The organism is Buchnera aphidicola (Pemphigus populi) (assembly GCF_964058935.1).
GTDB classification, from domain to species: Bacteria; Pseudomonadota; Gammaproteobacteria; order Enterobacterales; family Enterobacteriaceae; genus Buchnera_C; species Buchnera_C aphidicola_D.
On sequence record NZ_OZ060372.1, the window covers coordinates 548,280 to 562,388 of the forward strand.

General features: G+C 24.4%; 11 protein-coding genes and 1 pseudogene. 6 read left to right on the forward strand and 6 right to left on the reverse strand.

Features of this window, described 5'->3' with window-relative positions:
- Positions 1 to 23 precede the first annotated feature (23 nt).
- From deoD to AB4W65_RS02370, 3 genes are all read right to left on the reverse strand, one after another.
- On the reverse strand, positions 24 to 731 hold the full coding sequence (gene deoD / locus AB4W65_RS02360; protein WP_367673550.1) for a purine-nucleoside phosphorylase: 708 nt from the start codon (positions 729 to 731) through the stop codon (positions 24 to 26).
- Positions 732 to 785: 54 nt separating this feature from the next.
- Positions 786 to 2,009 (reverse strand): phosphopentomutase, encoded by a 1,224-nt coding sequence (locus tag AB4W65_RS02365; protein ID WP_367673551.1) that lies wholly within the window; start codon positions 2,007 to 2,009, stop codon positions 786 to 788.
- Between the two features lie 121 nt (positions 2,010 to 2,130).
- On the reverse strand, positions 2,131 to 3,738 hold the full coding sequence (locus tag AB4W65_RS02370) for a peptide chain release factor 3 (protein ID WP_367673552.1): 1,608 nt from the start codon (positions 3,736 to 3,738) through the stop codon (positions 2,131 to 2,133).
- A 186-nt stretch (positions 3,739 to 3,924) separates the two neighbouring features.
- Here AB4W65_RS02370 and ansA point away from each other — a divergent pair, with 186 nt between their 5' ends.
- Positions 3,925 to 4,956 carry an asparaginase gene (gene ansA, locus AB4W65_RS02375; RefSeq protein WP_367673553.1) on the forward strand — a complete coding sequence of 344 codons (1,032 nt, stop codon included), beginning with the start codon at positions 3,925 to 3,927 and terminating at the stop codon, positions 4,954 to 4,956.
- Positions 4,957 to 5,016: 60 nt separating this feature from the next.
- Here the strand turns inward: ansA and AB4W65_RS02380 are convergent, their stop codons facing one another.
- Positions 5,017 to 5,592, reverse strand: coding sequence for an NfuA family Fe-S biogenesis protein (locus AB4W65_RS02380; protein ID WP_367673554.1), 576 nt, complete (start codon positions 5,590 to 5,592; stop codon positions 5,017 to 5,019).
- A gap of 204 nt (positions 5,593 to 5,796) precedes the next feature.
- Here AB4W65_RS02380 and bioH point away from each other — a divergent pair, with 204 nt between their 5' ends.
- Positions 5,797 to 6,570 carry a pimeloyl-ACP methyl ester esterase BioH gene (gene bioH / locus AB4W65_RS02385; RefSeq protein WP_367673555.1) on the forward strand — a complete coding sequence of 258 codons (774 nt, stop codon included), beginning with the start codon at positions 5,797 to 5,799 and terminating at the stop codon, positions 6,568 to 6,570.
- A 176-nt stretch (positions 6,571 to 6,746) separates the two neighbouring features.
- Here bioH and AB4W65_RS02390 read toward each other — a convergent pair whose 3' ends face one another.
- Complete coding sequence (locus tag AB4W65_RS02390) at positions 6,747 to 7,271, reverse strand: single-stranded DNA-binding protein (protein WP_367673556.1); 525 nt, start codon at positions 7,269 to 7,271, stop codon at positions 6,747 to 6,749.
- 1,350 nt (positions 7,272 to 8,621) lie between these two features.
- Between AB4W65_RS02390 and dnaB the strand changes: the two genes are divergently transcribed.
- The 4 genes and pseudogenes from dnaB to hemW all read left to right on the forward strand — a co-directional run bounded on the left by dnaB (position 8,622) and on the right by hemW (position 13,328).
- Positions 8,622 to 10,022, forward strand: coding sequence for a replicative DNA helicase (gene dnaB, locus AB4W65_RS02395; protein ID WP_367673557.1), 1,401 nt, complete (start codon positions 8,622 to 8,624; stop codon positions 10,020 to 10,022).
- Positions 10,023 to 10,411: 389 nt separating this feature from the next.
- Positions 10,412 to 11,425: a glutathione synthase gene (gshB, locus tag AB4W65_RS02400; protein ID WP_367673558.1), complete on the forward strand. Its 1,014-nt coding sequence runs from the start codon at positions 10,412 to 10,414 to the stop codon at positions 11,423 to 11,425.
- 41 nt (positions 11,426 to 11,466) lie between these two features.
- Positions 11,467 to 11,897 (forward strand): annotated as a pseudogene (ruvX, locus tag AB4W65_RS02405) (Holliday junction resolvase RuvX).
- Positions 11,898 to 12,191: 294 nt separating this feature from the next.
- Entirely contained in the window at positions 12,192 to 13,328 is a 1,137-nt protein-coding gene (hemW, locus tag AB4W65_RS02410) for a radical SAM family heme chaperone HemW (protein WP_367673559.1), read from the forward strand.
- 3 nt (positions 13,329 to 13,331) lie between these two features.
- Here the strand turns inward: hemW and trmB are convergent, their stop codons facing one another.
- Complete coding sequence (gene trmB / locus AB4W65_RS02415; RefSeq protein WP_367673560.1) at positions 13,332 to 14,051, reverse strand: tRNA (guanosine(46)-N7)-methyltransferase TrmB; 720 nt, start codon at positions 14,049 to 14,051, stop codon at positions 13,332 to 13,334.
- Positions 14,052 to 14,109 lie beyond the last annotated feature (58 nt).

The window sequence follows — 14,109 nt, forward strand, 5'->3', positions numbered from 1 at the left end:
TAAATACACATTAATTTTTTTATTTACAATAAAATAGATTCCAAAGATAAATAAATCATTTTATCTAAAGTAGACTGTCTATCTTCTGCAGTAACTTTAATTGATTTTTTGATATGATCTGTTACCGTACAAATAGAAATAGCTTCAATATTGTATTTTGCTGCTAAAGCATATATTCCTGCTGTTTCCATTTCTATCCCTAAAATTCCATATTTTTCTATTATATCCAACATATCCTTATTATCGTAATAAAATAAATCAGTTGTGAATAAATTTCCTATATTTATATTTATCTTAAGAGTTTTAGCTGCTGTAAATACATTTAATAACATGGGAAAACTAGCAATAGCTGAAAAATCATTATCCTTAAAATTTAATCTATTAACTTTTGAATCAGTACATGCACCCATGCCAACCACGATATCATGTAAACCTATACGATTCATTACAGCTCCACAGGTCCCCACTCTTATAATTTTTTTTACTTGATATTCAGTAATTAATTCTTTTACATAAATAGAACATGATGGTATACCTATACCATGACTCATGATGGAAATTTTACGATTTTTATAAGTACCAGTACATCCAAACATTGATCTGATATTATTTACTTCAATAACATTTTTTAAATAATTATCAGCTATATATTTCGCTCTAATTGGATCACCTGGCATAATTACTATATCTGAAAAATCTCCCATCTTGGCATTCATATGAGGAGTAACCATATTGATTTCCTTTTGTGTGATATTTTATTGACAATAATATGTATATACATAAAATTATAACATAGTAATTCCATACTTCATTTTAGATAAACTAAAGTACTGTGCTAATGTCTGTCCTATATCTGCAAATGTTTTACGATGGCCCAAATATTTAGATGTCATACCAGGTCTATAAATTAAAATAGGTACATTTTCTCTTGTATGATCAGTACCCAACCATGTTGGGTCACAACCATGATCAGCTGTTATAATCAAGATATCTTCTTTCTCTATCAATTTTAATAATTCAGGTAAACGAGAATCAAATAACTCTAACCCCTTAGCATATCCTGAAACATCACGACGATGTCCCCATAAAGAATCAAAATCAACAAAATTAGTAAAAATAATAGTATTATCCACAGATTTTTTTATTTGATTCATAGTGTCATCTAACAAATTATTTAATCCAGTAGATTTTATATTATGTGTAATACCTACTCCAGCATAAATATCTGAAATTTTACCTATTCCAATCACAATACCGCATTTTTCATCAATTAATTTTTTTAATACCGTCACAGAATGAGGTTGATTGGAAAAATCACTTCTATTATTTGTTCTAATAAATTGTTTTTTTTTAAAACCAATAAATGGTCTAGCAATGACTCTGCCAATATTATATTTATTTTCATTTAATATTTGTCTTACTGTTAAAGAAAGATTATACAGTTTTTGCAAACCAAATATCTTTTCATGACAGGCAATTTGAAATACTGAATCTTCGGAAGTATAAAAAATAGGTTTTCCCGTATGAATATGTTCTTCACCAAAATTATCCAATACCGTTGTTCCAGAAGCATGACAATTTCCTAACGATCCTGTTAAATGAGAACGTGTTAAAATTTCTTCTAGTAACATCCGAGGAAAACTATTTTCTTTATTTTTAAAATAATCCCAATTAAATAATACAGGAACACCAGCTATTTCCCAATGTCCAGAAATAGTATCTTTACCTGAAGAAATTTCGCTGGCGTATGCATAGCTCCCTATAATATTGATGGTATCATTAGCAGAAAATAATATTTTTTTTTTTGATTTTTCTACTAATTCACCTAAACCTAAAGACATTAGGTTTGGTATTTTTAATGGACCTTTTCTATTTTTATTAGCTAATCCATTCGAACAGGCTTGTAATATATGTCCAAAAGTATCTGCACCATCATCATCAAACTTATATGCATCACTACTTGAACCTATACCAAAAGAATCTAACACTAAAACAAATGCACGTTTCATATATTATTATATATCCTGATAACATTAAAAAGTTATTACTAAATTACCCTTAAATTATAACTTATATAAATTTTTTATTATTTTATCTAAAAATAAAAATATTAAAAATTATTAAATAATATTAATTTTCTCTAATTTTAGAAAAAGTAATATTTGGATAACGTGAAGTAACAATATTTAAGTTAACCAAACTCGGAGCAATATATGCTAATTGATTATTACCATCAATGGCTAAATTAGCCACATATTTTAATTTAAATTCATTGAGCTGTTTATTATCAATAGATGAAATCCATCTTGCAGTGATAATATTTATACTTTCATAAATAGCCTCTATATAATATTCTTCTTTCAATCTTTCAATAACAATATCAAATTGTAATTCACCTATTACTCCCAATATTAAATTATTATTTAATACTGGACGAAATATTTGTACAGCACCTTCCTCTGATAATTCTTTTAATCCTTTTAGCAATTGTTTTTGTTTAAATGGATTAACCAACCGAATACAACGAAACACTTCAGGAGAAAAATTAGGAATACCAATGAATTTCATTATTTCACCCTGTGTAAAAGTATCGCCTATTTTTATCCAACCATAATTATGTATGCCTATAATATCTCCTGGATAAGCGTAATTTACTGAAAATCGATCTCCAGCTAAAAATGTAAGAGCATCGTTTAAAACAAAATATTTCCTGGTTCGTACATGTAGTAATCTCATACCTTTAGTATATTTTCCTGAAACTATTCTTATAAAAGCAATACGATCCCTATGTTTAAGATCCATATTAGCTTGTATTTTAAAAACAAAACCAGAAAAATATTTTTCATTAGGCTCCACTTTTCTAATGTTAGTTTTTCTATATATTGGATATGGAGCCCAATTGATTAAACTATTCAACATATGCTCTATACCGAAATTACTTAAAGCACTGCCAAAAAATACCGGAGTTAAAATTCCTTGTAAAAAAAAAGAATAATCGAATGACAAATAACACTGATGGATTAACTCTACTTCTTCACGTAATTGTTTAGCTGATTCTTTTCCTATTTTTTTATCTAAAAAATCATCATTCAAATCTGTTATTTTAAAAAAAAATAATTTTTCTTTATTATTTTTTACATTTTTATTATAAATCCATATTTCTTTATTCTGTATATGATATATTCCTTGAAATAAATTACCACAATTAATTGGCCAAGTAATAGGAGCACAAGATATTTTTAATTGATTCTCAATATCATCAAATAATTCTATAGGATTTTTAGCATCTCTATCTAATTTATTAATGAAAGTGATAATAGGAGTATTTCTTAATCTAGTAACATCAATTAATTTTTTTGTTCTCTCTTCCACTCCTTTAGCAGCATCTATAATCATTAAACAACAATCTACAGCAGTAATGATGCGATAAGTATCTTCTGAAAAATCTTCATGGCCAGGTGTATCTAATAAATTAATTAAATGCAATTTATAATAAAATTGCATAACAGAACTGGTAATAGAAATCCCTCTTTTTTTTTCAATTTTCATCCAGTCAGATGTAACATATTTACCTGAACCCCTAGCTTTAATAGTACCAGATTTATGAATAACTTTTCCTAACAATAATATCTTTTCAGTAATAGTTGTTTTCCCAGCATCAGGATGAGAAATGATTGCAAATGTTCTTCTTTTTTTTATTTCTGAAAAAAAACTTGAATCTAATTTTTTTTTAATCATTATAAATAACACTATTTTAAATTAATATTTAAAATATTATACAATAACCAAAAATGTTTTTATAAAAAATGATTCATTTGTCTTTTAAAAAAATATCTATAAATATTAAATATATTATAAAAATTAATATTATAGTAATATAAATCAATATTTAATATTTTAATTTTTTAATATTTAGAGACGAAAATGAATAAAAAATTTATATATATTGCCTATACCGGTGGTACAATTGGAATGAAAAAATCAAAACATGGTTATATTCCTATATCTGGTTATCTACAAAAACAATTAAGTAATATGCCTGATTTCCACAAATCAGAAATTCCTAATTTTATAATACATGAGTATCAACCGTTAATTGATTCGTCTAATATGACACCAATAGAATGGCAAATCATAGCAAACGATATTTATATAAACTATAAAAAATATGATGGATTTATCGTTTTACACGGTACTGATACCATGTCTTATACTGCCTCAGCACTATCTTTTTTATTAGAAAATTTACAAAAACCAGTAATTATTACAGGTTCACAAATACCTCTTTCTGAAATACGTTCTGATGGCAGACAAAATCTACTTAATGCTTTAATTATAGCGGCACATTATCCTATTTCTGAAGTCACGCTACTGTTTAATAATAAATTATACCGAGGTAATAGAACAACTAAAGCTAATGCAGACGGATTAAATGCATTTATTTCTCCTAATTTCACTCCATTAATTGAAATAGGGATACAAATTCGTTATATATTTAAACCTCTTATAACAGATATAAGAAAAAATTTTACAAGACATTACGTAACTCCACAACCGATTGGAGTCATTATAATTTATCCAGGAATTTCAGCTAAAGTCATTCATAATTTTCTACTACAACCAGTGAAAGCATTAATTTTATGTTCTTATGGAGTAGGTAATGCTCCTCAGGATAGGAATTTTTTAAATGAATTAAGAATTGCTTGCCAACATAATATAATTATTGTTAATTTAACACAATGCGTATCTGGAAGAGTAAATATGAAAGGATACGCAACAGGAAATTCATTAGCCGATATTGGAGTCGTCAGTGGATATGATTTAACCATAGAAGCAACTCTTACTAAACTACATTTTTTATTTAGTAAAAATTTATCTAATAAAAAAATAAGAGAAATAATGCAAGAAAATATAAGAGGAGAATTAACTCCAGAATGTAAAAATATATTTAATTGATTTATTTTAAAACAAAATTACATTAAAATTAGATAATAATATATAAAAATTACACTGCTATTAATAATAAGAATGACTGCCATATTTATGCATAGTTAAATCAGTAATACCTCTTAATTCAGGAAAAGCGAGTAATAATTTTTTTTCTATATTTTCTTTTAATGTTACATTAATCATTGAACATCCATTACAACCTCCGCTAAATTTCAATTTAACATATCCTGATTCCGTAACATCTATTAACACTACGCGACCACCATGTAAAGATAAATTAGGATTAATTTCAATATCTAATAAAGACTGAACTCTATTTTTTAAAGATAAATTTGCATTATTGTTTCTATATTTAGCAAAAGGAGCGCTTAAAGTTAATTCAGAATTTACACCTTCTAATTCAATGTCAATTTTTGCATCTTTTAAATATGGAACATCAGATTCTCTAATGTAGACATTGAACCCAGAATATGTTATTTCCACATCATTTTTTTTTATTTCATCTTTATTATAGTAAGATACTCCACATTCTGCTCCGGATGTGCCAGGATTAATAACAAATACGCGGATTTGTGTTCCTATTTTTTTATCTGCAAGTAATGTCTTAAAATGTTGTTGAGCTAATTTAGAAATATAAATCATAGTAAGAAAAATTTAGTAAAATATTAATAGTAAATAATTTTTTATAATACCCATTTGCTTACTTTATAACAAGATAAAAATTTATTTATTTTCTTGACTAATAGAAAATAAGATCATTAATATTAATTAAATACATTAAAATATCTTTATCTATTGTAATATATATTACATATAGCATCTTAAATAATATTTTTTTAGAAAAATATGGATAGATTATATTGGGAAAAGATAGGATCAGGAAATATTAATTTAATACTCTTACATGGATGGGGATCTAACATAAAAATATGGTATCATATTATTCCTAAACTGAATAAACATTTTACATTATATTTAGTAGATCTACCTGGATTTGGGTTAAGTAGAAATTGTTCAGCAATAACGCTGGAATCAATAATACAAATTTTATCTTCTCATATGCCAAAAAACGCTATTTGGTTAGGTTGGTCTCTAGGAGGATTAATTGCTAATACTATGGGATTATACTATCCTGAAAATATTCGAGCTATTATTAACGTAGCTTCTTCTCCTTGTTTTATAACTCATCCAAAATGGCCAGGAATTCATTCCAAAAAATTAAAAAATATTTTTCATAATTTAGTTAATCACTATTCAATAACTATTCAAAATTTTATAGATTTACAAATTTTTAATTCATTTAAACCTTATAATGGTATTTCAATATTAAAAAAAATGATGGGATCATATCCCCATCCTAAAAAAAAAGCTTTAAAAGAAGGATTTAAAATTTTATGTACTATTGATTTAAGACATAGCATAAAAAAGTTAAAAATTCCATTATTTAGAATATATGGTGATTTAGATCCCCTTGTGCCCAAAAAAATAGCCAATATTTTAGATAAAAAAATACCAAATAGTAACTCTATTATTATAAAAAAATCAGCACATGCACCTTTTATTACAAAACCAAAAGAATTTTGTAAATATTTATTAAAATTTAAAAAAAGCATTATATAATATAATTACTCATAAAATTTTACTATTCATGAAATTTTATTTTAAAAATATTTAATAAAAATGATTTTTTAAAAAAATTAAAATTATTTATAAATATGTTTTTAAAACAATTAATAAACTACTAGCCCCCCTAAATACGGGGCGCTATGATTATACTAATTTTAAAAACATATTTTTTAAAAAGGAATGTCGTCATCAAAATCAATTTGATTCTCATCATTAACAGAAGTCTCGTTCTTATTATAAGAACTTGATTGATGAGATTGTCTATCATTTTTCTCTAATTTATTTTGTTCTGGTAATATTATATTACTTTTTTTTACATATCCACTAGACATTGAATGATTAGAATTTCTATTTCCTAACATATGCATTGTACCGCTAATATTTACGATAATTTCTGTAGTATAACGATCTATACCACTTTGGTCTTGCCATTTTCTGGTTTGTAATGCACCTTCTATATATACCTGAGCACCCTTTTTAAGATATTCTCTGGCTATTTCGGCTAATTTTCCAAATAATACCACTCTATGCCATTCTGTTTTTTCTTTCATTTCTCCTGTATTTTTATCTCTCCATGTCTCAGAAGTGGCTAGGGTGATATTTGCTACAGCACCACCATTAGGCATATAACGAACTTCTGGATCTTGACCTAAATTACCAATGAGAATTACTTTATTTATACCTCTGCTTGCCATTTTTTTACCTATTCAATATATTTAATTACATTATTATTTTTTAATATATTTTTAATATAAAATATTTTTTTATATATAAAACTATATCACATAGGTAAATACTTAAAAATATTAACTATTATTAATAATAATGATTAAATAAATATTAATATATTTATATAAAAGTAAATTTTTTATTAAAAATAATTATATAAAAGTAACAATCAATATGAATATATACAATTGATTTTAAATAAAATAAAATAACATCTATTTTAATTATATTTTTTATCATTAAAAATGATAACATGCTATTAAATAATAAAAAATAAATTTTCTTTAACACCCACAATAAATTATATTAAGTAATATTATTGTTATTTTAATCTCAAATTAACCATCTAATACATCATTATATACCACAAAAATGACTATCAATACTATTCTTAATTATAAGTATAATAAAGTAATCTTTAATAATTCAGATTAACGTTCAATGGAAAGATAAACATCTAATTTTATTCTATCTAAATTATTAAAAGTAATACTAAAATTTCTGATAAAAAATGTATAATAAAAGTGATTTTAATATAGACTATTCCTTTAAATGACTTAAATTAATCCTTTTAAAAAGATCCAATAAAAAATAAAATTCTATAAATTCCATTAAAAATGTTTTAGCTGTATTAAACTCATTTTTACTATTAAACATATTAGCAAAGATAATATAATATATATTACTCTTTAAATAATTTCTTTATAAAGAAATTATAAAATAAAAAACATGCATAAAATGTATCATCTATATACGTAAAACTTTATAAAGATATAAATATTTCTTTCTAAATTATGAATTTTATAGATTATAAAATATTTAAAAAGTTTATTCGTTACCATTAATAGTTGCATAAAATTCATAAAATAAAATAAATTATAACCACACAATAAAGACATTAAGATAAGAAAACACATATTATAAAGTTAATTACTGTTATTTAAATTACTTTCAAATGTTTAATGATCCTAAAAAATATTAAACACATTCCATATACAATATTTTCATAAAAAATAAAAATTAATTACAAAAAACCAATAGAAATGTTAAATCATATATTAGATATATGCTATAGAAATTTATATTCTAAAAAAATAGAACTTTTAGTGTAATAGAACATAAAAAATCAGATTATTAGAATCTAAAAAAATATTTTATTGATTCCTAAAAATAAAAGTAATTAAGTTATTAATTAAAAAAAACTAAAAATATTTTTGTGAAACTAGGTGTAAATAGATACATTGTCATATAGTTTCTTACATCAAAATTAGGTTATAATTTTAAATCTATTCATTACATGATAATATAATATACATATGTCAGAAAATAAATTTTATAAAAAAAAAATAAAAGAAAATCAAATACATACATTTAAAATACCTCCGCATTCACTAGAAGCAGAACAGTCTGTATTAGGAGGCTTAATGCTGGATAATGAAAGATGGGATACAGTTTCAGAACGTATTGTGGCTGATGATTTTTTTAGCCTTCCTCATCGTTTAATTTTTCGTGAAATGCAACAGTTGCTAGATCTTGGTAATCCTATTGATTTAATTACTTTATCAGAGTCTTTGGAACAAAAAGGAGCTCTAGAAAGAGTTGGTAGATTTTCTTATTTAGCAGAACTATCAAAAAACACCCCCAGTACTGCAAATATTACAGCTTATGCAGACATAGTGCGAGAACGTGCTGTAGTCAGAGAAATGATAGTAGTCGCAAATAAAATAGCTAATGCTGGATATAATCCTCAAGGAAGAAAAAGCGAAGAATTATTAGATTACGCTGAATCAAGCGTGTTTGAAATTGCAGAAAAAAGATCTAAAAAAGATTCTGGACCTAAAAATATAGAAAAAATTCTTGATATGACTGTAGAGAATATAGAAAAATTATTCAAAAATCCACATGACGGGGTCACTGGAATTAATACTGGATACCAAGATTTAAATAAAAAAACATCTGGATTACAACGTTCTGATTTAATCATCATAGCTGCAAGACCATCTATGGGAAAAACTACTTTTGCTATGAATTTATGTGAAAATTCTGCTATGATTTATGATAAACCAGTATTAATATTTAGCCTCGAAATGCCAGTAGAACAAATTATGATGCGAATGTTAGCTTCCTTATCTAGGGTAAATCAATCTAATATTCGTACTGGACAATTAACAGATGAAGATTGGTCAAGAATTTCTAGTACAATGAATATTTTATTAAAAAAGAAAAATATGTATATCGATGATTCCTCTGGTTTAACTCCTAGTGAAGTACGTTCAAGAGCTCGTCGCATATATCGTGAAAATAATGGATTAAGTTTAATTATGGTGGATTACTTACAACTGATGAGAGTACCATCCTTATCTGATAACCGAACATTGGAAATTGCAGAAATTTCAAGATCTTTAAAATCTTTAGCAAAAGAACTACAAGTTCCCGTAATAGCATTATCTCAACTCAATAGATCGCTAGAGCAAAGATCTGATAAAAGACCTGTTAACTCAGATTTACGGGAATCAGGTTCTCTGGAACAAGATGCTGATCTTATCATGTTTATATATCGGGATGAAGTATATCATGAAGATAGCGATTTAAAAGGCGTTGCAGAAATTATTATAGGTAAACAAAGAAACGGTCCTATCGGAAAAATAAGATTAACTTTTAATGGACATTGGTCTAGATTTGATAATTATGCAGGCCCTCAATATAATGAAGAATGAACCATATATGATATCAATATTTACTAAAAATGTATTTTTTATCTATAAGATAATCTTTTTTATATGCTTTACATTTTATATACGCTATAATCATAATTAGAAGATAAAAAATATATATTTAAATTATTTTTAACTAATTAGACGATTAAATAATCGCTTATCTATATTATTTGAAAAAATAAATAATGAAATTGAATTAATAAATATTAATCTAAATATATATTTTATGTATCCATAATAATCGATAAAAAATTAGAATTATTTCTTACTACTATAAAATTAGTATTTTTTTAATATATATCTTATATCGTAACAATATTTAATTAAATTTTAAAATTAAGAAAAAATAAAATTAACCTTATCTAATTATATTCAATACCTCATTAAAAATGAGGACACAACTTTCTGATTTTTTAAATAAAACGACTGAAAAAATGAAAATTAAATTAGGCATAGTAATGGATCCCATTTCTACTATTAATATTAATAAAGATTCTAGTTTTGCTATACTATTAAAAGCACAAGAAAAAAAATATGAAATTTATTATATGGAAATTAATGATTTATTTTTGATAAAAAATAACAGTTATGCCAGAACTCGAAAATTAAAAATAGAAAAAAATAAAAAAAAATGGTTCTTTTTTAAAGAAGAAGAATACATAGCATTATCTAGTTTAGATGTAATCTTAATGCGTAAAGATCCTCCTGTAGATAATAAATTTATTTATGCAACGTATATTTTAGAATCAGCAGAAAAATTAGGTGTATTGATTATTAATAAACCTAAAAGTTTAAGAGATTATAATGAAAAAATATTCGCTACATACTTTCCTACAATTATACCAGAAACATTAGTGACTAGTAATTCTACTTTAATTCGTCAATTTTTAAGAAAACATGAAGATATAATAATAAAACCTTTAGATGGTATGGGAGGAGTTTCTATTTTTCGTATAAAAAAAAATGATCCTAATATCTCAGTTATTATTGAAACTATGACAAAATATGAAACCTCATATTGTATATCACAGAATTATTTACCAGAAATAGAACAAGGAGATAAACGAATTTTTATTATAAACGGAATAGTATTTCCATGGTGCTTAGCCAGATTTCCGAAATCTGGTGAAACTAGAGGTAATTTATCTGCTGGCGGAATCGGTAAACCAGAAAAATTAAATGATAATGATTTTATGATAGCTAATAATATTGCCCCTATCTTAAAAAAAATGGGATTACTGTTTGTGGGAATTGATATCATTGGAAAAAAATTAATAGAAATTAATATTACTAGTCCTACTGGAATTTGCGAAATTGAATCTTATTGTGATATATCTATAACTGAATTAATCATCAATACTATCGAAAAAGAAATAATAAAAAGGAAAAAAATAAGCGGTTAAAACCACTATAAATGGTATTATTTATTTTGAGATATTTAAATATGAATATATTATCTTTTGATTTTGGAATAAAAAATATTGGTGTAGCTGTAGGACAAAAATTAACTTTTACAGCACATGCATTAAATGCTCTTCCAGCTAAATTAGGTATACCAAATTGGAACCAAATAAATTCTCTTTTATTAGAATGGGAACCACAATCTATTATAGTTGGTCTCCCATTAAATATAGATGGTAGTAAACAAAAAATAACAAAAAGAGCAGAAAAATTTGCAAAATTAATAAAAAAAAATTTTTTTTACCAGTAAAATTACATGATGAACGTTTGAGTACAGTAGAAGCTAAATCTATATTATTTGAAAAAGGTGGTTTTAAAGCACTTAAAAAAAATAAGATTGACTCTATGTCAGCAGTAATTATATTAGAAAGCTGGTTCTTAAATACTTATTTGACAAAGAAAAATGATTTTTAATAAAAAATAAGTATTACTGTAACTTACATAATAATTGAAATTTTATGATAAAAATATAAAAAAATTTACACTCTTAAAAAATATTAAATATTACTAATATGAAATATTTATATAATAATCAATTATTATCTTATATATAAAATCAATAAACGTTTCTATACCTATAGAAAAAATATATTTAAATATATATGGTATATTCTAATTTTCTATTTTTAATACATATATTTTATGTCATGAATAAAAAAATTAATAAATTTATAAAATATATAATAATCAAATGGTTAAAATAATTCTATGTTTGCTCTTCCTCCTCTTAGTTTATATGTTCATATTCCTTGGTGCATTAAAAAATGTCCTTATTGTGATTTCAATTCTTACGTAACAAAAAACAAAATTAACGAAAAAGAATATATTCATCATCTAATATTAGATTTAAAATATGATATACCTTTTATTTCTGAAAGAATGATTAACACTATTTTTATTGGTGGAGGTACACCGAGTTTGTTTAAAAGTGAATCTATTCAATTTATGTTACAAGAGATAAGAAAACATGTTTACATTTCTCCATCAGCAGAAATTACCTTAGAAGCGAACCCAAACACTATTACATATAAAAAAATTTTAAAATACAAAGAAATTGGTATTAACAGAATCTCTATAGGTATACAAACCTTTAATAAAAAACAATTAAATTTATTAGAACGAGATAAAGAAAGTATTAATATAAACACTATTAAAAATATTATGTATAATTGTAAACTTAAAAATATCAATTTTGATATCATGTATGGACTGCCATCACAATCATGCAATGATGCTTTATCAGATCTAAAAAAAGCCATTTCTTTAAATCCATCTCATATTTCTTGGTATCAATTAACTATCGAACCAAATACTATCTTTTATAGCAAACGATTAAATTTACCAAATACAGAAGAAATATGGAAAATATGGGAACAAGGAAGAAAGTTATTAAATACATTTGGTTACAAACAATACGAAATTTCTTCTTATTCGAAAAAAGGATATCATTGCCAACACAACATTAATTATTGGAAGTATGGTGATTACTTAGGAATAGGTTGTGGGGCTCATGGTAAATTAACACAAAAAAACGGAACATTAATAAGAATTATTAAAAATAAAGGAGTCACAGATTTTATAAATGGAAAATATATAAAAAAAAAATATAAAGTAAAAGATAAAGATAAACCTTTCGAATATTTTATGAATACTTTAAGATTATTTCAATCAACATATCGAAACAAATTTAACCAATATACTTTTCTTAACGAAACTTATATTAAAAAAGATATTAAACTGGCTATTTCTCAAGGTTATTTAGAAGAAACCTCAAAAACTTGGAAAACAACAAAAAAAGGTAAACTATTTTTAAATTCTTTATTAGAAATTTTTCTGCATGATTAGAAATCACATTATCTTTTTAAAAATTAAATCAAATACAGAATTTTTTAAAAAAATAGCTTTTTTTTCAAATTTAGTTATGGGGCGAAATACAGGTCTTGGAATATAATTATTCTCTTGAGATAAATTTTTATAACCAGGAATAAATTTTATTATCTCGATCACGCTATCTGCATAATACTGGCAATCAGTAGCTATATGTAAGATACCACCTAACATTAATTTCTTTAAAATTAAATTAATAAATTTTTTTTTTAAAATTCTTCTTTTATGATGTCGTTTTTTATGCCATGGATCAGGAAAAAATAATTGTACTCTGGACAAAGTTTCGTTTTTAATCATATAAAATAATACCTCTTCTGCATCATGATATATTATTTTTAAATTTTTTACTTTTTTTAAAAACGAATATTTTAAACATTTTATGATACTTATTTTATGTACTTCAATGCCCAAAAAATTTTTACTCTCATTTGAAATAGCAGTATCTACTAATGTATTTCCCGTTCCAAATCCAATTTCTAATACTACGGGAGAAAAACTATCAAAAATATTTTCAAAATTTATTTTTTCTTTTTGAAACAATAAACCTATTATAGGAAAAATCTTTTTTATTATTGTTAACTCAGAATCATTGAATTTATTGTTTCTAACAACAAAACTACGAATCTGACGTAAAAATATACCATTATTGTTATATTGTGGAACAATTATATTTTCTATCACATCACTATCCTTATATTTTATTTACAAAATCATGTAAAAATATTTTATACTCCATTGG